This is a genomic window from Lentzea terrae, from assembly GCF_003265345.1.
GTDB lineage: Bacteria > Actinomycetota > Actinomycetes > Mycobacteriales > Pseudonocardiaceae > Lentzea > Lentzea terrae.
Map to the genome: position 1 here is coordinate 179,327 of NZ_QFWW01000059.1, position 24,773 is coordinate 204,099.

At 69.7% G+C, this 24,773-nt stretch carries 28 protein-coding genes; 16 read left to right on the forward strand and 12 right to left on the reverse strand.

The window, feature by feature from the left end:
• The first annotated feature begins 6 nt into the window (after positions 1-6).
• The gene (locus DI276_RS49220) at positions 7-597 is read left to right on the forward strand and encodes a superoxide dismutase family protein (RefSeq protein ID WP_112277260.1); all 591 of its coding nucleotides are present in this window, start codon (positions 7-9) and stop codon (positions 595-597) included.
• Between the two features lie 109 nt (positions 598-706).
• Here DI276_RS49220 and DI276_RS49225 read toward each other — a convergent pair whose 3' ends face one another.
• Positions 707-1,759, reverse strand: a complete 1,053-nt coding sequence (locus DI276_RS49225; protein WP_198681375.1) for a helix-turn-helix domain-containing protein — start codon at positions 1,757-1,759, stop codon at positions 707-709.
• Positions 1,760-1,991: 232 nt separating this feature from the next.
• Between DI276_RS49225 and DI276_RS49230 the strand changes: the two genes are divergently transcribed.
• From DI276_RS49230 to DI276_RS49240, 3 genes are all read left to right on the forward strand, one after another.
• Positions 1,992-4,574: a type 2 lanthipeptide synthetase LanM family protein gene (locus DI276_RS49230; protein WP_232837452.1), complete on the forward strand. Its 2,583-nt coding sequence runs from the start codon at positions 1,992-1,994 to the stop codon at positions 4,572-4,574.
• Positions 4,575-4,600: 26 nt separating this feature from the next.
• Positions 4,601-4,789, forward strand: a complete 189-nt coding sequence (locus tag DI276_RS49235; protein WP_157985445.1) for a hypothetical protein — start codon at positions 4,601-4,603, stop codon at positions 4,787-4,789.
• 75 nt (positions 4,790-4,864) lie between these two features.
• On the forward strand, positions 4,865-7,735 hold the full coding sequence (locus DI276_RS49240) for an ATP-binding protein (protein WP_112277264.1): 2,871 nt from the start codon (positions 4,865-4,867) through the stop codon (positions 7,733-7,735).
• Here DI276_RS49240 and DI276_RS49245 read toward each other — a convergent pair.
• Positions 7,684-8,088: a hypothetical protein gene (locus tag DI276_RS49245; RefSeq protein ID WP_112277265.1), complete on the reverse strand. Its 405-nt coding sequence runs from the start codon at positions 8,086-8,088 to the stop codon at positions 7,684-7,686. The genes DI276_RS49240 and DI276_RS49245 overlap by 52 nt on opposite strands.
• Before the next feature lie 484 nt (positions 8,089-8,572).
• On the opposite strand from DI276_RS49245, the gene DI276_RS49250 reads away from it, so the two are divergent.
• The 3 genes from DI276_RS49250 to DI276_RS49260 are packed head-to-tail and all read left to right on the forward strand — an operon-like array spanning position 8,573 to position 10,959.
• Positions 8,573-9,004, forward strand: coding sequence for a DUF4383 domain-containing protein (locus DI276_RS49250; protein ID WP_112277266.1), 432 nt, complete (start codon positions 8,573-8,575; stop codon positions 9,002-9,004).
• Positions 8,988-9,965 carry a carboxylate-amine ligase gene (locus DI276_RS49255; RefSeq protein ID WP_232837462.1) on the forward strand — a complete coding sequence of 326 codons (978 nt, stop codon included), beginning with the start codon at positions 8,988-8,990 and terminating at the stop codon, positions 9,963-9,965. The genes DI276_RS49250 and DI276_RS49255 overlap by 17 nt, the downstream gene beginning before the upstream one ends.
• Positions 9,940-10,959: an iron-containing redox enzyme family protein gene (locus DI276_RS49260; protein ID WP_112277268.1), complete on the forward strand. Its 1,020-nt coding sequence runs from the start codon at positions 9,940-9,942 to the stop codon at positions 10,957-10,959. Before DI276_RS49255 ends, DI276_RS49260 begins: the two co-directional genes overlap by 26 nt.
• On the opposite strand, the gene DI276_RS49265 is transcribed toward DI276_RS49260, so the two are convergent.
• Positions 10,881-11,123 (reverse strand): CDGSH iron-sulfur domain-containing protein, encoded by a 243-nt coding sequence (locus DI276_RS49265; RefSeq protein WP_112277269.1) that lies wholly within the window; start codon positions 11,121-11,123, stop codon positions 10,881-10,883. The two genes, DI276_RS49260 and DI276_RS49265, sit on opposite strands and share 79 nt — an antisense overlap.
• Positions 11,092-11,757: a HemK2/MTQ2 family protein methyltransferase gene (locus tag DI276_RS49270; RefSeq protein WP_198681376.1), complete on the reverse strand. Its 666-nt coding sequence runs from the start codon at positions 11,755-11,757 to the stop codon at positions 11,092-11,094. Before DI276_RS49270 ends, DI276_RS49265 begins: the two co-directional genes overlap by 32 nt.
• An 84-nt stretch (positions 11,758-11,841) precedes the next feature.
• On the opposite strand from DI276_RS49270, the gene DI276_RS49275 reads away from it, so the two are divergent.
• Positions 11,842-12,417 (forward strand): hypothetical protein, encoded by a 576-nt coding sequence (locus DI276_RS49275; RefSeq protein ID WP_112277271.1) that lies wholly within the window; start codon positions 11,842-11,844, stop codon positions 12,415-12,417.
• On the opposite strand, the gene DI276_RS49280 is transcribed toward DI276_RS49275, so the two are convergent.
• Both DI276_RS49280 and DI276_RS49285 read right to left on the reverse strand, forming a co-directional pair.
• On the reverse strand, positions 12,412-12,888 hold the full coding sequence (locus DI276_RS49280; protein WP_232837453.1) for a DUF1360 domain-containing protein: 477 nt from the start codon (positions 12,886-12,888) through the stop codon (positions 12,412-12,414). The genes DI276_RS49275 and DI276_RS49280 overlap by 6 nt on opposite strands.
• Entirely contained in the window at positions 12,885-13,730 is an 846-nt protein-coding gene (locus tag DI276_RS49285) for an SDR family NAD(P)-dependent oxidoreductase (RefSeq protein WP_332874771.1), read from the reverse strand. The genes DI276_RS49280 and DI276_RS49285 overlap by 4 nt, the downstream gene beginning before the upstream one ends.
• Before the next feature lie 97 nt (positions 13,731-13,827).
• On the opposite strand from DI276_RS49285, the gene DI276_RS49290 reads away from it, so the two are divergent.
• From DI276_RS49290 to DI276_RS49300, 3 genes are read left to right on the forward strand one after another with little or no spacing between them, the layout of a single operon-like run.
• On the forward strand, positions 13,828-14,823 hold the full coding sequence (locus DI276_RS49290) for an efflux RND transporter periplasmic adaptor subunit (protein WP_112277274.1): 996 nt from the start codon (positions 13,828-13,830) through the stop codon (positions 14,821-14,823).
• Positions 14,823-15,521 carry an ABC transporter ATP-binding protein gene (locus tag DI276_RS49295; RefSeq protein WP_112277275.1) on the forward strand — a complete coding sequence of 233 codons (699 nt, stop codon included), beginning with the start codon at positions 14,823-14,825 and terminating at the stop codon, positions 15,519-15,521. Before DI276_RS49290 ends, DI276_RS49295 begins: the two co-directional genes overlap by 1 nt.
• Entirely contained in the window at positions 15,521-16,849 is a 1,329-nt protein-coding gene (locus tag DI276_RS49300) for an ABC transporter permease (RefSeq protein ID WP_232837455.1), read from the forward strand. Before DI276_RS49295 ends, DI276_RS49300 begins: the two co-directional genes overlap by 1 nt.
• A 69-nt stretch (positions 16,850-16,918) precedes the next feature.
• Here DI276_RS49300 and DI276_RS49305 read toward each other — a convergent pair whose 3' ends face one another.
• Both DI276_RS49305 and DI276_RS49310 read right to left on the reverse strand, forming a co-directional pair.
• Positions 16,919-17,704 carry an aldo/keto reductase gene (locus tag DI276_RS49305; protein WP_112277334.1) on the reverse strand — a complete coding sequence of 262 codons (786 nt, stop codon included), beginning with the start codon at positions 17,702-17,704 and terminating at the stop codon, positions 16,919-16,921.
• Positions 17,705-17,756: 52 nt separating this feature from the next.
• Positions 17,757-18,530 carry an SDR family NAD(P)-dependent oxidoreductase gene (locus DI276_RS49310; protein WP_112277277.1) on the reverse strand — a complete coding sequence of 258 codons (774 nt, stop codon included), beginning with the start codon at positions 18,528-18,530 and terminating at the stop codon, positions 17,757-17,759.
• An 83-nt stretch (positions 18,531-18,613) separates the two neighbouring features.
• Between DI276_RS49310 and DI276_RS49315 the strand changes: the two genes are divergently transcribed.
• From DI276_RS49315 to DI276_RS49325, 3 genes are read left to right on the forward strand one after another with little or no spacing between them, the layout of a single operon-like run.
• Positions 18,614-19,051 carry a MarR family winged helix-turn-helix transcriptional regulator gene (locus tag DI276_RS49315; protein ID WP_112277278.1) on the forward strand — a complete coding sequence of 146 codons (438 nt, stop codon included), beginning with the start codon at positions 18,614-18,616 and terminating at the stop codon, positions 19,049-19,051.
• Between the two features lie 19 nt (positions 19,052-19,070).
• The gene (locus DI276_RS49320) at positions 19,071-19,868 is read left to right on the forward strand and encodes a thymidylate synthase (RefSeq protein ID WP_112277279.1); all 798 of its coding nucleotides are present in this window, start codon (positions 19,071-19,073) and stop codon (positions 19,866-19,868) included.
• Positions 19,865-20,320, forward strand: a complete 456-nt coding sequence (locus DI276_RS49325) for a dihydrofolate reductase (protein ID WP_112277280.1) — start codon at positions 19,865-19,867, stop codon at positions 20,318-20,320. The genes DI276_RS49320 and DI276_RS49325 overlap by 4 nt, the downstream gene beginning before the upstream one ends.
• Here DI276_RS49325 and DI276_RS49330 read toward each other — a convergent pair.
• Genes DI276_RS49330 through DI276_RS49340 form a run of 3 tightly spaced genes read right to left on the reverse strand, consistent with a single transcriptional unit; the run spans position 20,317 to position 22,091 of the window.
• Positions 20,317-20,859 carry a YciI family protein gene (locus tag DI276_RS49330; RefSeq protein WP_332874772.1) on the reverse strand — a complete coding sequence of 181 codons (543 nt, stop codon included), beginning with the start codon at positions 20,857-20,859 and terminating at the stop codon, positions 20,317-20,319. The two genes, DI276_RS49325 and DI276_RS49330, sit on opposite strands and share 4 nt — an antisense overlap.
• Positions 20,832-21,191, reverse strand: coding sequence for an MmcQ/YjbR family DNA-binding protein (locus tag DI276_RS49335; RefSeq protein WP_112277336.1), 360 nt, complete (start codon positions 21,189-21,191; stop codon positions 20,832-20,834). Before DI276_RS49335 ends, DI276_RS49330 begins: the two co-directional genes overlap by 28 nt.
• 9 nt (positions 21,192-21,200) lie before the next feature.
• Complete coding sequence (locus DI276_RS49340) at positions 21,201-22,091, reverse strand: proteasome assembly chaperone family protein (protein ID WP_232837456.1); 891 nt, start codon at positions 22,089-22,091, stop codon at positions 21,201-21,203.
• Positions 22,092-22,237: 146 nt separating this feature from the next.
• On the opposite strand from DI276_RS49340, the gene DI276_RS49345 reads away from it, so the two are divergent.
• Complete coding sequence (locus DI276_RS49345; protein WP_112277282.1) at positions 22,238-22,831, forward strand: DUF4230 domain-containing protein; 594 nt, start codon at positions 22,238-22,240, stop codon at positions 22,829-22,831.
• Between the two features lie 61 nt (positions 22,832-22,892).
• Positions 22,893-24,497 carry a serine/threonine-protein kinase gene (locus DI276_RS49350; protein WP_112277283.1) on the forward strand — a complete coding sequence of 535 codons (1,605 nt, stop codon included), beginning with the start codon at positions 22,893-22,895 and terminating at the stop codon, positions 24,495-24,497.
• Between the two features lie 16 nt (positions 24,498-24,513).
• Here DI276_RS49350 and DI276_RS49355 read toward each other — a convergent pair whose 3' ends face one another.
• A complete protein-coding gene (locus tag DI276_RS49355) occupies positions 24,514-24,744 on the reverse strand; it encodes a hypothetical protein (RefSeq protein ID WP_112277284.1) in 231 nt (76 codons plus the stop codon).
• Between the last annotated feature and the right edge of the window lie 29 nt (positions 24,745-24,773).

Sequence of the window (24,773 nt, forward strand, 5' to 3'; positions counted from 1 at the left end):
AGAGACATGCGCACGACTGTGGCGGCCCTCGTGGGTGCCGTACTGCTCACCGGTGGACTGGCCGCTTGTTCGAGCGAGGCCCCGACCTCCTCCGCACCGCAGCCCCCTGCGATCAAGCCGGTGGCGGAGACCTCGCTGGCAGCACCTGCCGCGTCCGGTGACCAGCCGAAGGGCATCACCTACGACGTCAAGCGGATCCCGGTGGGCGCCCAGCTCTCCACCGGCTCGTCCGTCGCCAATGGACAGACGACGGTCGAGCTGAAGGTGTCCGGCCTGCTGCCGAACACGAAGTACGGCTCGCACGTGCACACCAAGCCGTGCGGCGCCAAGCCCGCCGACTCCGGCCCGCACTACCAGCACACGAAGGACCCGGTGTCGCCGAGCGTCGACCCCAAGTACGCCAACGCGGAGAACGAGATCTGGCTCGACTTCACCACCGACGCCGCCGGTGCCGCGACCGGCACGGCCACGGTGAAGTGGGAGTTCCGCAAAGGCGAGGCGAACGCCGTGATCATCCACGCGACGCACTCCAGCACCGAGCACGGCAAGGCGGGCACGGCCGGTGACCGCCTCGCGTGCCTCACCGCGCAGTTCTGATCGGCAGTGGTGTGGCCCGGAACGTTGCCGGGGGAATTCGCGGTCAGACGGGTGCATCGTGGTGCCCTGCTGAGCGTGAATTACCTCGCCGACGTTCCGGGACGCGCCACTAGCAGGGCCAGGTCAGGGCCACACCCCCAGCGAGGTGTGGCCCTGACACCGGTTCCAGCACCGCCGCACGCACGAGGTTGAGCACCTCGTACCGTGGTCCGGCGCGGCGGACCAGTCCGCGCACGCTCAGCACGTGCGCGACGCGTTCGTCGTCCGCGTCCCCCTCCGCCATGCGCACCAGTGCGTCGCGCTCCTCGGCATCCAATGTGGACAGCGAGAGCCGCAACGAGTCGCGCAGGTGCGCCGAGGTCGGGTCCAGCGGGTTGGACCGCAGCCGCTCCAGCAGGTGCTGCGGCGAGTAGACCATGAACCACCCGGCGGCGAACTCCAGCGCCGACGGCAGCCCGTCGAGCTCCCGCACCAGCCCGGTCAGCGCGGCGTGGTTCGCGTCCTCCTGCCGGAACCCGGGCCGCACCCGCCGCACGTTGGTCACGAGCAACTGCACTGCCGCGTCGTCGGTCAACGGTCCCAACGGAAACACGTGCTCGCCCGCGATCCCGGTCGGCGCCAACGACGTGACGACGACCCGCAGCCGCGGGTGCCGCTCCAGCAGGTGCGCGTCCGGGGTGTGATCGGTGACGAGCACGGTGTCCTGGTCGTCGTCGATCACCGGCGTCCGCGAGACCGGCAGCCACGCCACCGACCAGCCGAGCCGGAAGTGCAGCTCCCCCGCCACCTCCAGCGCGAGCCGCGTCTTGCCCACCCCGCTGACCCCGGTGACGGTGACCAGCCGCCGCCCGTCGACGACCAGGTCGACGAGCGCGGCCACCTCGTCGTGCCGTCCCACGATCGCCGACGAGGGCGCGGGCGGCGGCACCGACACCGGACCCGCGGGCCGTCCGGCGGCCTCCTGCAGGTTTGCCCGGCTGTCGTCGTCCAGCCTCAGCCCGTCCGCGAGCAACCGGACCGTCTCGGCGCGCGGCGACCTCGTGCGGCCGCACTCCAGGTCGCGGATGGCCCGGACGCTCACCATCGCGAAATCGGCCAGTTGCTGCTGGGTGAGGCCGACCCGAATGCGATGGGTGCGCAGCAGTTCCCCGAATTCCCTCACGCCGACTCCCCCTCCAGGCCGCGGCCAACGAACCCGCAGGGGGTCGACAACACGGTGCAGCGGGTGCGCAGCAGTTCCCCGAACTCCCTCATGCTCGTTCCCTCCTCTGGGCACGAGTCTCGGGCCGCCGGCGTTTCGGAACATGGGGGTCGCACCCCCATATTCACGTTCGGCACAAATCTGGGGGCCCGGCCCCCATGTGCGTCGCGCGCACGCATGCGAGGTTCTGCCGGTGACCTCCGCGGCCGAGACCACCACGGGCGAGAGCTGGACAGCGGCTTTCGCCCACGCGCTGCGCCCGCTGATCGACGCCGCCCGCCTGGAGGTCGCGCCCCCGTTCGACGCCGCGTTCGCCGAGCAGCTCGGCCGGCGACTGGTCGGCATCGCTGCCCGCACGCTGGTGCTGGAGCTGCACAACGCGAAAGGCACCCTCTCCGCGGACACCAGCGAGGAGCGGTTCGCGGAGTTCACCCGGACTCTCGACCTGCAAGCGCTGTTCGTGCGCTACCCGGTGCTGGCCCGCCTCCTCGCGCAAGCCTGTGAGCAGGCCGTGAAGGCGCACCACGAGCTGTCTTCGCGCTTCACCCGGGACCGCGCGGAGATCGTCAGAACGATCTTCGACAACCACGACCCCGGCACGCTCCAGTCCATCGAGACGGGCCAGGGCGACCCCCACCAGCAGGGCCGCACGGTCGCGACCTTGACCTTCGAATCCGGCGCGCGCCTGATCTACCGCCCCCGCCCGGTACAGCTGCACGCGCACTTCGAAGCCCAGCTGTCCTGGTTTTCCAGGCGAACCGGAATCAGCTTCCGGACACCGAAACTCACCGCCAAAGACGGGTACGGGTGGCTCGAGTTCATCAGCCACGAGCCGTGCGCGGACATCAAGAACGTGGCCGACTTCTACCGTCGGCTCGGTGCGTTGCTCGCGCTGCTGTACGCGGTCGACGGCACGGACATGCACTTCGAGAACCTGATCGCGTGCGGCGACCAGCCGGTGCTGGTGGACGTGGAGACGCTGTTCCACCCGACGCCGACACTGACCGACGATCCCGCCGCCGAAGCACTCGCCCGGTCAGTGCATCGCACGGCCCTCCTCCCCCACGTGCTGTTGGGCGACAACGGCGCGAGCGACGTGTCCGGCGTTGGCGGGGATCGCGGCGTGCCGACCCCGGTGGACGTCGTCGACTGGGCCGACGCCGGCACGGACCGGATGCGGCTGGTCAGGCGGCCCAGCGAGTCGTCAGGGGCGTTCAACCGGCCGCTGCTGAACGGCACACCGGCGGAACCGGCCGACTACCAGGACTCGCTGCTGGCCGGGTTCCGCGCGGGCTACGACGCGATCGTGGCGCATCGGGACGAGCTGCTGCGCCTGGTCCGTGCGTGCGCCGACGACGAGGTGCGGTTCGTGGCGCGTGCGACGCGTCAGTACGTCGTGTTGTTGGACGAGTCGACGCACCCAAGCGTGCTGACCGACGCGATGGACCGAGACCTGGCGTTTGGTGTGCTGGAAACCAACGACCCGTTGCTCGACCAGCTCGTGCCGTTCGAGATCGCGGACCTGTGGTGTGGTGACGTGCCGTTGTTCACCTGCCGACCGGGGTCGCGCGACCTGTGGACCACGTCCGGGCTCCGGCTGCCGGGGATGCTGCCGGAGCCCGGACTGCGCGCCGTCGAACGCAAGATCGCTGCGATGAGCGAGGTCGACCGGCACGACCAGCAGTGGGTGATCACGGCCGCGCTGGCCTCCAGACCCAAGCCCGTGTCGCACCGCTCCGGAGCGCCGCTGCCCGGCCACGTCGCCGCGGTCGACCCGGATCCGGCGCGGCTGCTGGTGGCCGCGTGCGGGATCGCGGACCAGATCCTCGCGCACGCGGTGACGGGCAAGGACCGGGTGAACTGGCTGGGGCTCGAGCTCGTCGACGACCGGCACTGGACGGTGCAGCCGCTCGGCGCTGGTTTGTCCAACGGCTACACAGGAGTCGCGCTGTTCCTGGCCGAACTGGGAGCGTTGACCGGTGCCGCTCGGTACATCGACTTCGCGCGGGACGCGGTCCGTCCGCTGCCGAGACTGCTCGAGAACTTCGCGGAGGAGCCCGAACTGGTCGCCGCGGCGGGCGGCGGACTCCACGGCCTGGGCGGGATCTGCTACGGCCTCGCGCGCCTCACCTCGTTGCTGGGCCTCGACCACAGCCTGCTCACCGACGCGGTCGAGCTGATGCCGTTGGAGGACACGTCGTTCAGCGTCGTGGACGGCGTCGCCGGATCACTCGCCGCGATGCTCGCCGTCGGCACCGCTAAATCGCTGGCGCTGGCCGACCACTACGCGACGGTGCTACGTGGCGCGATTTGCCGGACGAATGGGTTCGCCCGCGGTCATGCGGGAATCGGATGGGCGCTGCGGCGTTACGCGGCGGCGGTTCCCGACGAGTCAACAGATGTGGCAGGAAAGGCTTTCCTCGAGGGCGACGCGATCGACCCGACCGACACCGGCTGGTGCTCCGGTCTGGCGGGCGCAGCCCTCGCCCGCGGCGACGACCGGCTGGCAACGCTGCTGGCTCCGCGGGAACCGTTGCGGGACATGAGTCTCTGCCACGGCGAACTGGGCGTCGTGGAGGCCCTGTCCGCTCACCACCCCGGCGCCGCGACCCGCCGCACGGCGCTGTTGCTGGGAGCACTGGACGAACACGGCGCCCGCTGCGCCACTCCGGGCGGCGTGCCGTCGCCCGGTCTGCTCACGGGTCTGGCCGGCATCGGTCACGGCCTGCTGCGCCAAGGGTTTCCCGTGCCGTCGGTCTTGCTGCTCGAACCGTGACACCGAACTGATGAGGAGTGCGCCTGATGAACGAGTCCCTGCACCGCCCGGCCGCCCTGCCCGAACCGGTCGAGAGCGTGCTCGGGGAGATGGAGCTCGCACCGAAGTCCACCGCCGGTGCGCGAGCCCGTGCCCTGGCCGGACTGACCGTCGCGATGGGCGTCTTCGCCTCCATCACACCCACGTTGTCGGACCCGACCGTCAGCGTGCGGTGAAAGATCCCGTGTTGCTCGCGGAATACGCCTGAGCAGTCGATACGGACGACGTCAGCCTGCGGTTAAGGTCCTGACATGCAGACCCGAGCGCCCCACGTGGTCGGCCGTGATCGAGAGGTCACGGCCCTCGCGCAGGCACTCGGACGCACCCGCGCCGGCCGCGGCGGCACGATCTTCCTGACCGGCGAGGCGGGTATCGGCAAGTCGCGGCTGGCGAGGTACGCGGCCGGCCAGGCCTATGACGAGGGCGTTCGGGTCCTCAAAGGCCGTGGCACGACGATCGGGCCGATGGTGCCGTTCCGCCCGATCGCGGAAGCCCTGCTGGGACTCTTCCGCGGCGAACCGCCGGACGACTCCGCGCTCGGCCCCTACAAACCCGTGCTGGGCACGCTGATCCCGGAGTGGCAGGACCACCAGTCCCCGACGGAATCTGTCGTGGTTCTGGCAGAAGCCGTGCTCCGGCTGCTCGCGTCCGTCGCCCGCAGGACACCGTGCCTGCTCGTCCTCGAGGACCTGCACGACGCCGACGCCGAGACCCTTGCGGTAATTGAATATTTGACGGACAACCTGGAGGACCAACCGGTTCTGCTGCTCGCCACGAGCCGCAACGAGCCGGGCAACACCCTGGACCTGATCCACCGGATCACCCAGCGGGGTGCGGCCACCAAGCTGGAGCTGCGCAGGCTGACCCGGCCGGAGGTCGAGCAGATGACCGCCGGCTGCCTGGAGAGCGAGCAGATCCCGGCGGAGCTGTCGGCTCGCTTGTGGACGGACAGCGCAGGAAACCCGTTCGTCGTCGAGGAACTGTTGCACGGCATGGTGAGCAGCGGCCTGCTCGTCGCGGACGCCACCGGCTGGCAGGTGCTCGGCGAGCTGAAGCTGCCGGTCCCGGCGGCGTTCGTGCGCAGTGTCGCCCACCGCACCGACCGGCTCGGGCCGCAGGGACGCGAGGTGCTGTCGATCGCGGCGGTGCTGGGGCACCGGTTCCCGCTGTCCGTCGTGCAACGGGTGACCGGCATCGACGACCGCCGGCTGCTCAACCACCTGCACGCGGGCGTGGCCGCGCAGCTCGTGACGCCCGACGAGCCCGCACCCGACTGGTACGCGTTCCGCCACCCGCTGACCGCGGATGCGTTGCTGGCACAGCTGACGCCCAACGAACGTGCGAACCTCTCCCAGCGCACGGCCGACGCGATCGAGGACCTGCACCCCGGACTGACCGGTGACTGGTGCCCGCTCGTCGCGAAGCTCAGGTTCGACGCCGGATCACCGGGTGCGGCCGGGTTGTTGTTCGCCGAGGCCGGGCGCCGCGCGCTGACCTCGGGCGCCGCCGGATCCGCGGTGACGTTGCTGGACCGCGCGCAGGGGTTGCTCACCGACGACGCGCGCGCCGAAGTGCTGGACACGCTGCTGCCGGCGCTCGCGGAGACCGGCGAGTTCGAGCGCGCCTTCGAGTTCGAGACGGACGTGGCGGAACTGAAGGACGGGCCGGGCAAGGCGAAGCTCCACACGCGACTCGCCCGGATCGCGCACCAGGCCGGACGGTTCCCGTACGGGGTGGAGCAGGTGCGCCTCGCCCGCGCCCTGCTCGGACCGGACGCGCCCGACGAGCTGACCGCGCAGCTGGACGTCACCTCGGCCTACCTGTCACTGATCGGCCCGAACGCCGACCGCGTCGAGTCGGCGGCGAGCCTCGCCCGGCAGGCGGCGGACGCGGCGGCACGGGCCGACCTGCCCGCCGTCGCGTGCGAGGCGTGGCAGCTGCTCGGAGTCATTGCGCGCGAACAGGATCTCGACGAGGCCAACCGGTGCTTCGACCGAGCGCTCGCGCTGGCCGACACGCACCAGATGCCGATCCAGCACACCTACGCGCTGGTGCGCCTGGCGGGCAACGACTGGCTCGCGGACGGCAGCACCGACACGTTGGAACGCGCACACCGGGAAGCGTGCCGCACGGGCGCGATCACGTTGACGTACAGCGTGAACGCCATCATGGCAGTCCAACTCGTGCTGACCGGCGCCTACGACGAAGCCGCCCGGCAGGTCGAGTCCTGTTTGGACGCGACCGCGCGACTCCGGTTCCACTCGCTGCACCGCTACCTGTTGATGGTCAAGGCAACGCTCGCCGCGCACCGCGGCAACCGGCAGGAAACCGACGACGCCGTCGGCAGGTTCGAGGCGGTCGCGAAGGGCGGTGCCCAGGAGGTACCGCTCTGCTACGGACTTGCGCGCGCGTTCTGCGCCCTGCTCGAGGAGAACCACGTGCTGGCGATGCAGGAGCTCGACCTCGCGGAGGCGAAGGAGTCGCAGAACCCCACGCCGTTCCACCTCTCCGGCTCGCACGGCCTGCGCGTGCTGCTCGCCGTCCTGGACGGCAGCTTCGGCTGGTCCGACTACCAGGTGCGGGTGAAGTCGAGTGCCGCGGGCATGCGCTGGAACCGCCAGTTCGCCGACCTCGCGCACGCCGTCCTGCTGGGCCGCGACGGCCTTCACTCCGAAGCGCGGCAAGCGTTCGACCGAGCACAGGAGGCCGCCGCGCTCTATCCGATGGCACGGCACCTCGGGCTGCGCCTGGTCGCGCCGGAAGCCGAGGCGTGGGGCGATCCGGTGACCTGGTTACGCGCCGCCGAGGAGCACTTCCACCAGGCGGGGATCCCGGCGGTGGCGTCGGCGTGCCGAGGACTGCTGCGGCAGGCGGGCGCGCCGGTGCAGCAACGCCGCAGCGGCACCGAGCAGGTGCCGAAACAGCTGCGCGGGCACGGCGTCACGGTCCGGGAGTTCGAGGTCTTCGTGCTGCTGGCCGACAGGATGGGCAACAAGGCCATCGGCACCCGCCTGCACATCTCGCCGCGCACGGTGGAAAAGCACGTGGCCTCGCTGATCGCGAAGACCGGTCAGCCGGACCGCGAGTCCCTGTCGGCGTACGCGGCGGCACTGAGCCGCTGACGCTCGCGCTTGAGCCGGGCCTCGTACTCGTGCCGCTTGCCGCCGGCCAGGTCCTTCCTGGCAGCCTGCGTGACGTCCCGGAACACCTCGTAGTAGGTGTCGTCGTACTGCTCGACGATCTCGAACGTCCACCGCCCCGGCAGCACGTTGCGCCCGAGCAGCTCGCGTTGCACCCGGTCGGCGTGCTCGTGGTGGCCCGCCTGCCGGAGCAGCTCGATGGCCTCGTCGAGGGTGAAGTCGGCCGAGCCGGTCAGCTGGTGGAACGAGTAGAGGTGGCCGCGGGCCCGTTCGGTGGTCTCGAGCGCGAGGCTGAGCTTGCCCAGCGCCTCGATCGTGAGGTCGTCGTCGTCCATGTCAGGCGTAATACCCGCCACGGGGTTGGCTCTACCTACCGCCGGGGTCGGACACCGCTGTACATGTCAGCCGCATACCTACCGAGGAAGAGCTTTGCCCACGGCTGGTCGGCGGACAACGCCGACCACGTCACGCGTAATACCCGCCGCACGTCGAGCTTCGCCCACGGCCGGTCGGCGGACGCCTGTCGCCCACGCCGTGCCGAACACCCAACGCGGATCGAGCTTCACCCAAGGCCGCTCGCCAGTCACCGCCGCCAGGCCAGGCCGAACACCCCGCCACGCGCCAAGCCCCACCCACGACCGCCCGCCAGTCACCGCCACCCACACCGCGCCAACTACCCACCACGCGCCGAGCCCCACCCACGGCCAGCCGTCAGTCACCGCCGTCCACGTCAGGCGTAATACCCGCCGTGGGTTTGCGCTTACCCCTGCCGGGTAGTCGATCACCGACTGTGTCCATCACAGAGCGAGGTGACCAATCATGGTCGACGTCACCACCCGCACGCGGGTCCAGCAGGCCGCACTCGTCGTCGCGGCCGTGTTCGCGCTGGTCGGCGTGCTCGGTTTCATTCCAGGCATCACCACGAACTACGACTCGATGACCTTCGCGGGCCACGAGTCCGGCGCGATGCTGCTCGGCATCTTCATGGTGTCGATCCTGCACAACCTCGTGCACCTGCTGTTCGGCGTCGCCGGCTTCCTGGCCGCGCGCACGGCGGCCGGCGCGCGGGCGTTCCTCATCGGCGGCGGCGCGATCTACCTCGTGCTGTGGCTGTACGGGCTGGTGATCGACAAGATGAGCGACGCCAACTTCGTGCCGCTCAACGCCGCGGACGACTGGCTGCACTTCGTCCTCGGCCTCGGCATGATCGGACTGGGAGTCGCGCTTGGCAAGCGTGCCGCAGTGCGCTGACACCGTTGGCGTAGAAGAAGAGTTTCTTCTCGTCGACACGGCGTCCGGACGTACCTCGGTGCGTGCGGACGCCGTGCTGGCGCGCGTCCAGGACACCGCGCTGACCAAGTTCCACGCCGAGCTCGCGGCCACACAGGTGGAGGCCGCGACCGGTCCGTGCACGTCGGTTTCCGAACTGGGCCAAGCACTCCGCGAAGCCCGCACGACGCTCGAGAAAGCAGCTGAGGAGGTCGGCGTCGGGATCATTTCCCGTGGCACGCCGCAGAAACCGTCACTGCAGCCGATCGTGTCCCACGAGCATCCGCGGTTCCGGCGCGTCCTCGACACCTACGCGGGCGTGGTGGAGCACTACGAGGCCTGCGGGTGCCATGTCCACGTCGGCGTGCCGGACCGCGAGACCGGCGTGCGCGTCCTCAACCACCTCCGGCCGTGGCTGCCGACCCTGCTGGCGCTGTCCGCCAACTCACCGGACAACGGCTACGCGAGCTGGCGGATGGTCGAGCAGTCGCGCTTCCCCGGTTCCGGAGTGCCGCCGGTGTTCGCCAACGCCGCCGACTACGACGCCCACGTCGCCCGGATGGTCGCGTGCGGGACGCTCGTCGACCGCGCCCAGTCGTTCTGGCTCGCCCGCCTGTCGCCGAAGCTGCCGACCGTGGAGTTCCGGGTGGCGGACGCGGCGGCCACGGTCGACGACGCGATGCTGCAGGCGGCCCTGTCGCGCGCTCTCGTCCACACGGCGTTCCTGGACGAGGAACCACAGCCGGTGCGCGACGACGTCTGCGCAGCGGCTGTCTGGGCGGCATCCAGGTACGGTCTGGACGGCGCGGCGGTCGACCCGTGGCACGAATGCCGGGTGCCCGCGACGGCGTTGCTCGAACGGCTGCTGGAGCACGTGACGCAGGCACTGCGCGCACGTGACGAGTTCGACCTGGTGCATGACCTCGTCGACCAGCGGGTATGACCCGGTGGTGAAGCTTCCCTCGCCCCGCGGACCGCTGTCCGAGACCGTCATCGCCACGCTGAGCGGCGACCCGGACGGCCGCCCGGTCCCGTTCACCGACGCCGACCCGTACGGCGAGGACCTGACCATCGCCCTGCACACGTTGTACGAGCTGCACTACCACGGCTTCGACGGCGTGCACCCCGCCTGGGAGTGGGACCCGGAGCTGCTCAAGTTCCGCGCGCAGGCCGAAATCGTCTTCCTCGCCGCGTTGCGGTCCGATGTGGACGCCGTCGATCTGGACACGGCACTGGAAGGGTTGCTGGTCGAGCACGTCCCCGGCAACGGCGTGTCGCACCACCTGCGGGACAACGGCACCTGGGACGAGATGCGCGAGTACTTCGCGCACCGTTCGGTGTACCACCACAAGGAAGCCGACCCGCACGCGTGGGTGATCCCGCGGCTGCGCGGACGAGCGAAGGCGGCACTGGTCGCGGTGGAGTTCGACGAGTTCGGCGGCGGCCGGGCCGACCGCATGCACTCCCAGCTGTACGCCGATCTGCTCGAGGGCGCCGGGATGTCACCCGAGTACCTGCACTACCTGGACGACGTGCCCGCACCGGCCATCGCGATCGTCAACATGATGTCGCTGTTCGGCCTGCACCGGTCGTTGCGCGGCGCGCTGGTCGGCCACTTCGCCGCTGCCGAGATCACCACCGCCCCGAGCGCCCAACGGCTCGCGCAGGCCCTCGAACGCCTCGACGCCGATCCGCGGTGCATCGAGTTCTTCACCGAGCACATCGAGGCCGACGCCGTGCACGAGCAGATCATGCGCCGCGACGTCATCGGCTCGCTGCTGGAGCAGGAACCGGAGTTGGAGCCGGACGTGGTGTTCGGCATCCAAGCGACGGAACTGCTCGAGGCGCGGCTCGCCGATCACCTGCTGTCGTCGTGGCGCTCCGGGGAGTCGTCGCTGCGGACGCGCTTGCGGTGGCTGGTGTCGCAGAACGGATAACGCTTGCTGCGGCGGCACGCGCACACCGCGACGACGAACCGGTCGCTGGTGTGCGTCACGCCGTCCTCCGTGACCAGTTCGACCGGTCCCTCGACGAGCACCGGCCCGTTCGGGACCACCGTCACCCTGCGTTCATTCCGATGGGGTGCGTTCTGGCCGGTCACCGCGGATCACCACCAGTTCCTCGTGTCGCTGGCCCGGCTCGATCAGGCCGTGCTGTTCCAGAAAGCCGATCCTGCCGTTCATCACCGGTCCGAACGGCACCGAGCAGCGTTGCACGATCGACGCCTTCAAGCCGTTGTCCCGCAACTGCCGCAACGTCGTGTCCGCTCCGCACAGTGCAGAGTGGACCATCAGCAGCACGCCACCCGGCACCAGCAGGTCGAACATCCTGGCGCACAACGGGTCCAGCAGCTGACGTCCGTCCAGCCCCGCGTCCCACGCGCGCGCCGGACCGCGAGCACAGGGACCGGCAGCCGGCACGTACGGCGGATTGGCGAGCACCAGGTCGAACCGCTCGTCCGCGACGACCTCCAGCGCGTTGCCCAGCCGCACCCGCAACGGCAACCGTTGCAGGGCGGCGTTGACCCGTGCGGTCCACACCGCACGCCGGGAAATGTCCACACCGGTCACTTCGGAGGCACCTGCGCGGATGGCCGCGATGGCCAGCGCTCCCGTGCCGGTGCCGATGTCCAGCACTCGCGCGCCCGGCGGAATCGCCGCCGCGTGCAGCGCGTCGACCAGCAGTGCAGTGTCGTCCTGAGGCGTGTACACGCCTGGTGCCCTGAGCAGCCTCACAAGCGAAGAATCCCCCGCCGGAAGACCTTGAAACACCGCGTTTTCGAGCGGGTTCGGCGGGTACACGAGGGTGTGCTGTCGACTGTGTTCCGCCTGCTCGCGAAGGCCAGGCACGCCCGCGCGTTGCATCCGCGCGGCGTCCTGACGACCGGAGAGCTGAGCGGTACTCCACCGTTTCCCGCCAACGCGACCGTGCCCGTGCGCCTCTCGAAGGGCGCCGGCACGGGTCCTGGCAAGCCGGACGTGCTCGGCATCGCACTGCGGGTGCCCACCGAGTCGGGCGACTGGGACCTGCTGCTGTCGAGCACCGGCACGGGCGAACGGACGCGGTTGCTGCCGAAGTTCGTGCGCCACTGGAAGGACGCTCGGCTCGGCACGCTCGCGCCGTACCGGTACCGCGGCGAGCTGGTCTGGTTCATGGCTGTTCCCGACGCCCTCGAGGGCGAGATGCCGTCGGGGTTCACCCTCCACGCCTCCGGCAAGGACGCCGACTGGCGCCAGGTCGCCACCGTGACGCTGCACCGTCAGGACCGCGACCTGGCGCCGGTCGCGTTCGACCCGACGCTCAACCTGCTGCCGGGAATGGAACTGGCGCCGCGCTGGCTCGCCCTGCTGCGCGAGCGGGCGTACGAGGGGAGCCGGCGCGGCCGCGAGTCATGACTTCAGCTTGTCGTACACCAGGTTCAGCGCGTCCGACGCCGCGACGGCCGTCAGCGCCGTCGACACCAGCCGGGTGAGCCGCGGCGCGAACACCAGTCCCGCGGTGAGCCCGCTCGCGATCCACACCCCCGCACAGAACGGGCACGTGAGCAGCTCGCCGATCGCGTGCTGCGCCGGGTGGTCCGACCGGGCGGTCTCCTTGAGCTCCGCGTGCCCCGCCGGTTCCTCGTAGCGGGTGAACGGCGCCCGCAGCGGGCTCGTCACCGCCTCCTTGGTCAGCAACCGGCTCGCCTTGTGCGTCGCCACACCGACCAGTGCGGTGTCGCGCAACGAGAACCGCTCGGGCAGCCGGACGCCGGTGAGGCGCCCGGCCACTGAGACCGCGCCCGCGAGAGCCGCGTAGCTGCCGATGGCGAGGAGGTAACCGGGCAACGGCCGGTGCTCGCCGTACGCCTGCCAGATCTTCTTCACTCGTCGGAGTCCTTCGCCGATCCCGGTTCCGTCATCGTCCGCATCATCTTGGCCTTCACCGGATCCGGCGCGACCTTCCCGGCGATCGCCTGGACCTTGTTCTTCAGCGACCCCGCGACCACGTGGTCGTCGCCCTTCATCAGCGCGTCGAAGCCCTGCTGCGCCACCTGCGCCGGGTCGTCCTTCTCGCTCGTCGCCACCTTGGTGTCCTGCATGCCCGCGCGCTCGAAGAACTCCGTGTCGGTCGGTCCCGGCATCAACGTCGTCACGGAAACCCCGGTGTCGCGCAGCTCTTCCCGCAGGCCCTGCGCGAACGACGCCAGGAAAGCCTTGGAAGCCGCGTAAACCGAGTGGAACGGGCCGGGCGCGGTCGCGGCCACCGAGGACGTGAAGAGCACCTTGCCCTCCTTGCGGTCCACCATGTCGCCGATCAGCCGATGGGCCAGATGCACGGAAGACCGGACGTTCAGGTCCACTATCTCCAGGTTGTCGCCGAGCGACGTGTCGCGGATGAAGTCACCACCGACGCCGACGCCCGCGTTCACGGCGAGCACGTCGACCGGGCGTCCCAGCGAACGCACGCGCGAGACCAGCAGCTCCACGCCCTCGTAACCGCGGAGGTCGACGCGCATCGCTTCCACGTGCACGCCACCGCTGCGCAGCTCGAGTTGCGCGGCCGTTTCGTCGATCCGTTCGTCCTCGGCCGCGACCACGACGTCGAAGCCGTTGTCGGCGAGCACTTTCGCGAGTTCGTAACCTATTCCACTCGATGCACCGGTTACCACGGCAAGCGCATTCACAGGTGTTCTCCTTCCGGTCGAACACCGGATACCCGTGGCCACCAGGTCGATGCGACATCGGCCGAAAGTCCGATGCAACCTCACCGGCCCGTGGGGTGTCCTTATCGGTAGGTTGGTCGAAACGACATGGGGGACTTTCGTGCGCAAAATTCTTCTCGCGCCGCTGTGCGCGCTGGTCACGGTAGCCGTGGCGGCGTGCAGTCCGTCAGGTCCGGATCAGGCCAATCCGGAGCTGGCGCAACGCGGCACGACGATGACCAAGGTCAAGCCGACCAGGCAGGACCTGACGACCAAGCTGAGCATCTCCGGCAAGGTCGAGATGAACCCGACGTTCGGGCTCGTCGCGCCGGTCGCGGGCCAGGTGCGGTACTTCGAGCTCCAGGCGCCCAACGGCACGCCCACCAAGCCCACCAGGGTCGCGACGGTGTGGAAGGACCAGACGCCGAACTACGTGGAGATCCCGGCCGGTGCCACGTTCGGCGGCCGGCTCGTCGACGACAAGGCGACGGTGACGGCGGGCATGCCGATCGCGTCGGCCAAGCACGTCGGCTACGCGATCGTCGGCGACATCGACGGCCAGCAGGCGTACAAGATCAACGGCGCGCTGACGGACGTGACGGTGCAGATCAAGAACGGTCCCGGCCCGTTCCCGTGCACCGTGCTCGGCACCATCGCCGCGCTGCCGCAGGGCACCATGCCGGAGAAGCCCACGCAGACGCCGGACACCAAGACCCCGCCGTCGGGCCAGACGAAGCAGCCCGAGCAGCCCAAGACGCCGGACCAGCCGCAGCAGCCGAGCTCCTCGACGGGTCTGCGCATCGTGTGCACCGCGCCCGCCGACGTGCAGATGATCAACGGCGCCAGCGCGTCGATCGAGGTCACCACCGGCAAGTCGACGCAGGCGCTGGTCGTTCCGGTCGAGGCCGTGGCCGGTCAGCAGGGCAAGGGCAAGGTCGACGTGATCCAGCCGGACGGCTCGCGCCGCACCACGGACGTCACGCTCGGCCTCACCGACGGCAAGGTCATCGAGGTCAAGTCGGGCCTCACCGGTGACGAGGAGCTCGGCGTGCCCGGCCCCAACCTGCCGGAAGCGCAGCAGCAGGGCGGCGACCAGCAGAAGCCGACGGGACCGTGATGACCGCCCCTCAGGTTCAAGTGCAGGCGCCGCTGCTCCAGCTCAACGGCATCACGAAAGTTCTGAAGGGCCAGGAGGAACCGCGCACCATCCTGTCCGGGGTGGACCTCACCGTCCACCCCGGGCAGAGCGTGGCGATCCTCGGCCGGTCCGGCTCCGGCAAGTCGACGCTGCTGTCGTTGATCGGGCTCTTCGACCGCGCGGACGAGGGCCAGTACTTCTTGCACGGCAACGACATCACCAAGCTGCCCGAGCGCAGGGCCGCGGCGTTGCGCAGCGCGGAGTTCGGGTTCGTGTTCCAGCGCTTCTTCCTGCTCAAGCACCTCACCGCGGCGCAGAACGTGGCGATGGCGCTGGTGAACGGCCAGGGCTGGTCGGCGCGCCGCAAGCGCAAGCAGCAGGTGATGGACGCGCTGGAGCAGGTCGGCATCGCGCATCTCGCGAAGTCCAAGCCCAGCAGGCTTTCCGGTGGTGAGCAGCAGCGCGTGGCCATCGCCCGTGCACTGGTCCGGCAGCCGCGCGTGATCCTCGCCGACGAGCCGACGGGCGCGCTCGACACCGAGACCGGCAACCTCGTCGTCGAGGTGCTGCTCAACACGACCAGGCAGGGCTGCGGCCTCGTGCTGGTCACGCACGACCACGACCACGCGCGCAAGATGGGCCGCGTGCTGGAGCTGCGCGACGGGCGGTTCAACTGATGCTTTCCGGCAAGTTCCGGTCCGCCCTGGTCATCGGCGGACAGGGCATCCGCGCCCGAAAACTGCGCACGTTCCTGTCGATGGTCTCGCTGTTCCTCGGCGTCCTCGCGGTCGTGACCGTGCAGGCGGGGGCCGAGATCGCCGAACGGGCGATGCTCACCGACGTCGAGCTCCAGTCCGGCAAGGACGGCACGATGATGGGCTACATCCCCGGCGAGAAGGGCGCGCCGGGGATCGTCGAGGCCACGCTGAAGGGCCGGGCCGACGCGGTCGCGATGATCAGCTCGAAGGCGGTCATCGGTGAGCCGGGCGTGCGGCCGATCAACGAGGGCGGCATGCCGTTCGAGTACGCGAACCGCGGTGGCGACTACAGCGGCCCGTCGGTGTACTGCGACGCGGGCGGTGTGTGCCAGGAGCAGAAGCCGCAGGAGAAGAAGCCGGACGGCCAGGCGATCGAGGTCAGCATGGTCGCGCTGACCGGCGACATCCGGCCGTTCAAGCCGTTCCGCCCGGTCTCGGGCAACTGGCTCGACTTCGGCTCGGCCCCGTCGCTCGCCCCGCGGATCGTGCTGAACGAGGAGGCCGCGAAGGGCCTGCGGATGTACCGCGTCCCCGGCGAGATGATGATCGAGGGCGCCACCCACCACGTGTCGCCGCAGATCATCGGCGTCGTGCAGGACGGCTACGGTCAGCCGCGGGTGTACCTGCGTCTCGACGAGCTGCGCACGTGGATGCCGGCCCCGGCGGCGACCAGCGAGCTCGACAGGTTCCGCGGCGGCGGCACCGGCCTCGAGGTCTACCTGCAGCCGGGTTCGGACGACCTGCAGCAGCTGCTGAAGGCCAAGCTCGTCGGTGCCGGGATCGAGCAGAACAACCTGCACTTCCGGGTGGTCAACTCCAAGGAGCGCATGGAGTCCCAGCTGAAGATCATGCGGTTGATCTTCCTGGGCATGGCGTTCCTGGTGCTGCTGATCGGCGTCGCGGGCATCCTGAACGTCGGCCTCGCCACGGTCGGTGAACGCGTCGAGGAGTTCGCGCTGCGCCGAGCGGTGGGCATGTCTCGCATGCTGCTCGCCGGCATCGTGCTCGCCGAGACGTTGCTGACCGGCCTGCTGACCGCCGCGCTGGCGATCGGCGCGGGTGCGGCGGGCCTGCAGGTCGCGCTGATGATGTTCGGCAGCCGCTTCCCGTCGTTGCAGGGCACCACCTTCCCGTGGGAGGCAGGCGTTGCCGGCGTGATCGCGGGTCTGCTCGCCGGTGTGCTGGGTGGGCTCATCCCGGCCATCCGCGCGGCGCGAATTCCGATCGCCACAGTCATGCGGGCCTGATCAGGAGGCGCAGGCCCGTCGCCGGCGAAGCCCCGGACCGTGAGAGACGGTCCGGGGTTTCGTACTTTCTCAGGCCTGGTTGAACTCGTCCGGGTTCGGGCCGATGCGGCCGCCTCGGTCCAGTGTGGACAGCGCGGCGAGCTCGTCTTCGGACAGCTCGAAGTCGAACACCGCGATGTTCTCCCGGATCCGCGCCGACGTCACGGACTTCGGGATCACCACGTTGCCGAGCTGCAGGTGCCAGCGCAGCACGATCTGCGCGGCCGAACGGTGGTGGCGCGCGGCGATCTCCGTGACGACCGGGTCGGACAGCAGCTCACCGCCCTGGCCCAGCGGCGACCAGGCCTCGGTCTGGACACCGTGCTCGGCGTGGAACGCGCGCAGCTCGCTCTGCTGCAGGTACGGGTGCAGCTCGACCTGGTTCACGGCCGGCACCACGCCGGTCTCGTCGATCAGGCGGCGCAGGTGCGCGGGCTGGAAGTTGGAGACGCCGATCGCGCGGACCCGGCCTTCCTTCTGCAGCTCGACGAACGCCTTCCAGGTGTCGACGTACAGCTCGCGGGCGGGCGTCGGCCAGTGGATCAGGTACAGGTCGAGCACGTCGAGCCCGAGCTTGTTCATCGACTCGTCGAACGCGCGCAGCGTCGGGTCGTAGCCCTGGTCGGCGTTCCACAGCTTCGTCGTGATGAACAGCTCGTCGCGGTCGACCATGCCGAGCGCCGCACCCACGCCGCTCTCGTTGCCGTAGATCGCGGCGGTGTCGATGCTGCGGTAGCCGGCCTTGATCGCCTCGCTGACCGCGGGCGTGGCCTCCGCGTCCGGCACCTGCCAGACGCCGAAACCGAGCTGGGGCATCTCGACGCCGTTGTTGAGCTTCACGATGTTCAAAACAGATCCTTACTCGTTTTCACGGAATCAGCGTCGGCGCGGTACCGCCGTCGACGCGCAACGCGGCACCGGTCGTCGCGGACGACAGGTCCGACGCCACGTAGGTGATGAGGTTCGCGACCTCGTGCGGGCGGATCAGGCGGCCCAGCAGCAACGTGGGCCGTTCGGTGCGGACGAACTCGGCCTCGCCGCCCTCGCCGACGCGGTCGCGGATGAACTCCTCGACGCCCGGCGTGAGGGTCGGGCCGGGCAGCACCGAGTTCACCGTGACACCGGTGCCCTTCACGGCCTGCGCCATGCCCCGCGCGATGGCGAGCTGCGCGGTCTTCGTCATGCCGTAATGGACCATCTCGGTGGGCGTGAAGACGGACGACTCGCTGCTCACGAAGATCACCCGGCCCCAGCCGCGCTCGACCATGCGCGGCGTGTAGTGCCGCGAGAGCCGTACACCGGACATGACGTTGGTGTCGAAGTACCGCTGCCACTCGGCGTCGTCGATCTCGAACACCGGTTTCGCGCCGTAGATGCCCATGTTGTTGACCAGCACGTCCACGTCGGGCAGCTGGTTCACCAGGCGAGACGCACCCTCGGCGGTCGCGATGTCGGCCGCGACACCAGACACATCAACACCAGGCAGGTCTCCGTTCAGCTTCGCCAGCGCCTCGTCCACGCGCTCCTGGCTACGACCGCTGATGACGACCGCGGCACCCGCCTTGAGCAGCGCCTCCGCCGTCGCGAAGCCGATGCCGGAGGTGGAGCCCGTCACCAGGGCCGTGCGTCCCGACAGATCCATGTCTCTCCCCGGTAGACTTGTTGAAGACGATAATGAGCGTACGCAATAGTTGCACACGCTGTCTATTCGAGAAGGGTTGACCTATGTCACTGGACGACGACGCCGTCCAGGCGCGCGCTCAGGGTTGGCGCACGCTCGCGGCGTTGCACGCACGCATCGAGGACCGTCTCGAGAGAGCGCTGCAGAAGGCGCACGAACTCTCCGTCAGCGAGTACACCGTTCTGGACGTCCTCAACCGCCAGGACGGCTTCCACCTGCGGATGAACCAGCTGTCCAACGCCGTGGTGCTTAGCCAGTCGGCCACGACGCGCCTGGTCACGCGCCTGGAGGAGCGCGGCCTGCTCGCCCGCTACCTGTGCCCGACGGACCGCCGCGGCATCTACACCGAGGTCACCGAGAAGGGCCACGAACTGCTCGCGCTCGCCCGTCCGACGCACGACCAGGCCCTGTCCGAGTCGCTGGCCGAGGCCGAGGGGATGCCGGAGCTGAAGCCACTCGTCGAGGCGCTCGCCAGGCTGTAGGTCAACTAAGCTCACCCGTATGGCCGACACGCAGTACGAAGACCTGCTCCGCCACGTCCTGAAGGAGGGCGTGCGCAAGGAGGACCGCACCGGCACCGGCACGCGGTCGATCTTCGGCCACCAGCTGCGCTACCCGCTCGCCGCCGGCTTCCCGCTGATCACGACGAAGAAGGTCCACTTCAAGTCGATCGCCTACGAGCTGCTGTGGTTCCTGCGCGGCGACAGCAACGTGAAGTGGCTGCAGGACCACGGCGTGACGATCTGGGACGAGTGGGCCGGCGCCGACGGCGAGCTCGGCCCGATCTACGGCGTGCAGTGGCGCTCGTGGCCGACCCCGGACGGCGGTCACGTCGACCAGATCGCGGACGTTCTCCGCACCTTGCGGGAGAACCCGGACTCGCGCCGGATCATCGTGTCCGCCTGGAACGTCGGCGAGATCCCGCAGATGGCGCTGCCGCCCTGCCACGCGTTCTTCCAGTTCTACGTGGCCGATGGCAAGCTGTCGTGCCAGCTCTACCAGCGCAGCGCGGACCTGTTCCTCGGCGTGCCGTTCAACATCGCCTCCTACGCGCTGCTGACCCACATGATCGCCGCGCAGACCGGGCTCGGGGTCGGCGACTTCATCTGGACCGGCGGCGACTGCCACATCTACGACAACCACGTCGAGCAGGTGGAACTGCAGCTGAGCCGCGAGGCGCGCCCGTTCCCGGAGCTGCGCATGGCCTCCGCGCCGTCCTTGTTCGACCACTCCTACGAGGACTTCGAGATCGTCGGTTACGACCCGCATCCCGGCATCAAGGCTCCGGTGGCGGTGTGATCGGCCTGATCTGGGCCCAGGCGCCGAACGGCGTGATCGGCCGCGACAACGCCATCCCGTGGCACGTCCCCGAGGACATGAAGCACTTCCGGGAGACCACCGCGGGTGCGGCCGTCCTGATGGGCCGCCGCACCTGGGAGTCGCTGCCGCCGCGCTTCCGGCCGTTGCCCGGCCGCCGCAACCTGGTGCTGTCGCGGACCCCGCAGGACGGCGCCGAGACGTTCGGCAGCATCGAGAAGGCGCTCGCCGACGTCACCGGCGACGCGTGGGTGATGGGCGGCTCGGCGGTCTACGCGGCCGCGCTGCCGTTCGCGGACCGCATCGAGGTCACCGAGATCCGCGAGGTCTTCGAGGGCGACACGTACGCGCCGGCGATCGACCGCGAGCCTCTGCACGTCGGTGAGTGGCAGGAGTCCAGCTCAGGCCTGCACTTCCGGTTCGTGAGCTACTAGCGACGGCCGCCGAACTGCCACTCGTGCACCTCGACCGCGTCGTAGCGGTCGAGGGTCAGCAGCGCCGCCGGGTCAGCTGACCGGACCAACGCCGCAGTACCCAGCCACTGGGTGCCGTCGTCGGACAGCAACGGCCCGTACGCGACCAACTCCTCCGTGCGCCCAGGCACGAGGTCGACGGGCTCCCCGGATCCGAACCCGAGCACGAGGTGACCTTCGCGGCCGCCGGTGAAGTCCCACATCGTCCGCCCGAGCACGTTGCGCCACCTGCGCACCAGCACGTCCCGGTACGCGCCGGCCTGGTAGCAGGGCTCGTCGAACGCGAACGCACGCGCCTCAGCCGCAGAAGGCACGTCGACGATGTGCACGCTGCCGGTCAACACCCCGCCGTCAAACACAGGACCGCGGGCGATCAGCGGGAACCGATCCATGTAGGACCAGTGCTCCTCGATCAGCTTCTCCCGCAACGGCAGCGAGCCGGGCCGGTCCCGGTGGTAGCAGAAGAACTCCACTACCTGCGCCTCGCCCGTGCGTGCCACGCCTCGACGATCAGCTCTTCCAACTCCCCCACCTCGATGTGCTCCAACCGCACCAGAATCGCCGGATACCCCTGGAAATGCGGTGTGGTGAAGTAGACCGACTCATCGGAGGCCAGCAACGCCTCCTTGGCCCCGAGATCCGGCACCCGTGCCGCCAGAATCGGCCCAGACGGCGCAGAAGACCCCAAAGCGGCGATATCGGTCTTGCGCAACGGCCGTTCCCACACGAAGAGCTTGTCCTTGACCCTCCAGTCGACGACGCCCTCCCGCACCCGCTCCGTCACGTCGGGCATGGAGGTGGCGATCCGGCGCACGTCGTTCCAGGTGGCCATCACAAGCTCCTACAGGTGGTCCGGCGGACGCTGCTGCTCGGCCAGGAACCGTTCGAACTCGGCCCCCAGTTCGTCCGCGCTGGGGAGGTCGGTGTTGCCGACAGTCTGGATGAAGGCGTCGTACTGCCGCTCGAGCGCTTCCACCACCTGGGCTACTTCTTCCGACTCCGCCACCTGCCGGTGGATCTCGGCATCAGCGGCCTGAGCCGCGTCGATCAACGACCCGATCGGCAACGCCAGGCCTGTCGCCCGTGCGACAGCGTCGAGCAGCGTCACCGCGGCGGTCGGGTACTGCGACTGCGCGAGGTAGTGCGGCACCTGGGCGGCGAAGCCCATCGCGTCGTGACCGGCCTGGCCGAGGCGGAACTCCAGCAGCCCGGAGACGTTGCCCGGCACCTGCACGCGGTTGAAGAACGGCTGGTACTCCGACACGAGCTCAGGCCGGGTCGCGTGGCCGATGACGTTCAACGGACGCGTGTGCGGCACACCCATCGGGATGCCGTGGAAACCGACGGTCAGGCGCACGCCCCAGCGGTCGATCAACGACTGGACCGCGCGCACGAACGCCTCCCAGCTGCGGTCCGGTTCGAGGCCGGTGAGCAGCAGGAACGGGTGACCGGCGCTGTCCCACAGCAGGTGCACGACCAGCTCGGGGGTGCCGTAGTCCTCCCAGTGGTCCGTCGCGTAGGTCATCAGCGGCCGGCGCGAGCGGTAGTCGATCAGGCTGTCGATGTCGAACCGGGCGACGACCCGGCTCTCCAGCGTCTCCAGCAGGTGCTCGGCGAGCAAACGGCCCGCGGCACCGGCGTCCATGAAGCCCTCGAAGTGGTGCAGCAGCACCGCACCTGTCAGGTCCGGCACCTCCGAGTCCACCTCGTACAGGTTCTCCGGGTCCAGCACCGCACGCCTCCAAAACCGTCGTTTCAATCTCGTCAAAGCCAACCATGTGGGCACGAGACTGATTCCGCACGGGTCGATTAGCCCATACGGCTCGTGTGAGCGCATCACCTCACGGGTACTCCAACGCGGTGGACAGGCGCTGGGTGATGCGTGGAGCTCTGGTCGCTGCCTTCTTCCTTCTCCTCGGCGCGACGCTGTTCGTGTTCGGGCAGTTCAAGCCCTTCGGTGACGCCTCGATCGACCGCAGCCAGCCCGCGATGCTCAAGTCGGTGCGGGACCTCAGCCAGTTTCACGCCGCGGCGGGCGAGTTCCAGGTCGTGCTGGACATCGAGCACGACGTGAAGTGGGTGCCGGCCCCGCTCGCCGGCGAGCGCACGTTGTTCGTGGCCGCCGGGTCGGTCAACGCCTACGTCGACTTCGGGACGCTCAAGGACGACGGGCTGATCGTGTCGCCGGACGGCAAGACCGTCGAGCTCCGGTTGCCGAAACCGCAGCTGGACAAGCCGAACATGCACCACGACCGCTCGTACGTCTTCAGCCAGGAACGCGGGTTGATCAACGACCTGCAGGCGCTGGCCGGACCTCCTGACGTGCAACGGTTCTACATCGCCGGTGAAGCCAAGATCGCCGAGGCGGCCCGGCAGTCGGAGCTGCTCAAACGCGCGGAGGACAACACCCGCGTGATGCTCACCGGGATGCTGCAGTCGTTGGGATTCCAGGTGAAAGTGCTGACGGACTGAACCCTTTGCCGCTGTGCCCCGAACGTCGGGTGAGCCGGCCGCAGCGGGATAGGATTCGTTGGTGGAAGACGATCTGATGGCCTGGGCGCCCGCCGCGGGTGCCGCGCCCGCACCCGCGATCGCGTTACCGGGCTTCAGCAGTTTCCGCGTGATCGCGCAGGGCGGCGAGGGCACGATCTACCGCGCCCGCCAGGACGGCCTGGGCCGCGACGTCGCGGTCAAGGTCCTGCAGGTCACCGACCCGGCCACCGTCGCCCGCTTCCGCCGCGAGCTGGCGATCACCGTGGAGCTGGGCCGCCAGCACCCGCACATCGTCACGGTGCTCGACACCGGCACGCTCCCGGACGGCCGGCCGTGCATCGTCATGGAGTACTACGAGCGCGGCTCGTTGCACGACCGTCTGCGCGCGATGGGCCCGTTGCCCGTGCCGGACGTGGTGTCCGCGGGCATCGCCGTGGCCGACGCGCTGGCGTTCGCACACGGCCAGGGCATCCTGCACCGCGACGTGAAGCCGCAGAACGTGCTCGTGCTGCCGACGTCCTACGTGCTGGCCGACTTCGGCATCGCGCGCGGCGCGGACGCGGGCCACTCCGCGTCGCTGCAGATGGTCAGCTACCGCCACGCCGCTCCGCAGATGCTGGAGGGCGGCACCCCGTCGTTCGCCGACGACGTCTGGTCGCTCGGCTCCGCCCTGTTCACGCTGCTGGAGGGCAAGCCGCCGTTCGCCTCGGACAACCCGGACGAGGACACGCTGCTCTCCTACGTCGGCCGCGTCACCCGCGCCGAACCCCGTTCGCTGACCCGCTTCGACGTGCCTGCCGCGCTGGTCGCGGTGATCAACCGCTGTCTGCGCAAGGACCGCGCCGAACGCTTCGGCTCCGCGCTGGAACTGCGCGACGCGTTGCTGGCGGTCAACTCCGGCACCGCGCTCTCGGTGTCCACTGTGGACCCGGACGCGACCGCGATGCTGGGCGACCGCACCTTCGTGATCCCGGACGGCCCGACCGAGGCACCGGGCTTCGGCCCGCGCGGGTTCGTGCCCGAGCCGGAACCGGAGCCAGAACCGGAGCAGGAACCTGAGCCGGACGACTCGTGGCGCGGCCAGTTGGAGGATCTGACCTACCGCCACCAGGATCTGGTCGTTGCTCCGCCGGTGCGCCCGGTCGCGACGCTGCCGTCCGTGGACCTGCCTCCGGTCGAACCGATGACCGGCCCGGTCCGCAAGTCGCGCCGCGGCGGCGTGCTGGCGCTGCTGGCCGTGGTGGCGGTGACGGGCGGCGTCATCGCGGGTCTGCTCCTCAACCGCCCGGCGGACCGGCAGTCCCAGTCGCCGGTGTCGACGACGCTGCCGGTGCCGACCACCGAGTCCACCGACGCGGGCCCGCCCCCGAACGCCGACCCGAAGTTCGTGCCGGTGCTGAAGCGCGCCGAGTACGAAGGCAAGGCGATCGAACTGGAGTGGTCGGACCCGAGCGCCGGCCAGGCCGAGTTCGTGGTGATCGACGTGACCGGCGCCAAGCCCGTTGCCGTGACCAGGGTGACCGGTGGTGGCACGAAGTACGTGATCGAGGACGGCGGCGGTGGCCGGCGTTGCTTCCAGATCGCGGCGTTCGGCTACAACGGCGAACGCGGCAGCTCGGCCAAGGTGTGCGCCGCCAAGAACTAGCGGTGTCGCTCAGCCGTCACATGCTCGCCCAGAGGTAGTACTGGTTGCTGTCCGCCGCCAGCCGGCAACTGGTCTGCTTGCCGTGCTCCTGCTGATAGGCCGCACCGTCGGTCTGGCATTCCTGCAGGCCCGCGGAGTCGGCGATGTACGGGCCCATGACCGACACGTCGCCCGGTGCCGCGGACGCCGTTCCTCCCAGCGCCGCGAACACGACCGCGGTAGCGCACACCATCTTCGTGAACTTCATGTCTCCCCCAGAGACTCGACGACTGGTTC

Coding starts and splice junctions, on each gene's coding strand:
- DI276_RS49220 (WP_112277260.1), top strand. CDS start 7: ATGCGCACGACTGTGGCGGCCCTCGTGGGTGCCGTACTGCTCACCGGT.
- DI276_RS49235 (WP_157985445.1), top strand. CDS start 4,601: ATGAACGAGTCCCTGCACCGCCCGGCCGCCCTGCCCGAACCGGTCGAG.
- DI276_RS49240 (WP_112277264.1), top strand. CDS start 4,865: ATGCAGACCCGAGCGCCCCACGTGGTCGGCCGTGATCGAGAGGTCACG.
- DI276_RS49245 (WP_112277265.1), bottom strand. CDS start 8,088: ATGGACGACGACGACCTCACGATCGAGGCGCTGGGCAAGCTCAGCCTC.
- DI276_RS49250 (WP_112277266.1), top strand. CDS start 8,573: ATGGTCGACGTCACCACCCGCACGCGGGTCCAGCAGGCCGCACTCGTC.
- DI276_RS49260 (WP_112277268.1), top strand. CDS start 9,940: ATGACCTCGTCGACCAGCGGGTATGACCCGGTGGTGAAGCTTCCCTCG.
- DI276_RS49295 (WP_112277275.1), top strand. CDS start 14,823: ATGACCGCCCCTCAGGTTCAAGTGCAGGCGCCGCTGCTCCAGCTCAAC.
- DI276_RS49300 (WP_232837455.1), top strand. CDS start 15,521: ATGCTTTCCGGCAAGTTCCGGTCCGCCCTGGTCATCGGCGGACAGGGC.
- DI276_RS49305 (WP_112277334.1), bottom strand. CDS start 17,704: ATGCCCCAGCTCGGTTTCGGCGTCTGGCAGGTGCCGGACGCGGAGGCC.
- DI276_RS49310 (WP_112277277.1), bottom strand. CDS start 18,530: ATGGATCTGTCGGGACGCACGGCCCTGGTGACGGGCTCCACCTCCGGC.
- DI276_RS49315 (WP_112277278.1), top strand. CDS start 18,614: ATGTCACTGGACGACGACGCCGTCCAGGCGCGCGCTCAGGGTTGGCGC.
- DI276_RS49320 (WP_112277279.1), top strand. CDS start 19,071: ATGGCCGACACGCAGTACGAAGACCTGCTCCGCCACGTCCTGAAGGAG.
- DI276_RS49335 (WP_112277336.1), bottom strand. CDS start 21,191: ATGGCCACCTGGAACGACGTGCGCCGGATCGCCACCTCCATGCCCGAC.
- DI276_RS49345 (WP_112277282.1), top strand. CDS start 22,238: ATGCGTGGAGCTCTGGTCGCTGCCTTCTTCCTTCTCCTCGGCGCGACG.
- DI276_RS49355 (WP_112277284.1), bottom strand. CDS start 24,744: ATGAAGTTCACGAAGATGGTGTGCGCTACCGCGGTCGTGTTCGCGGCG.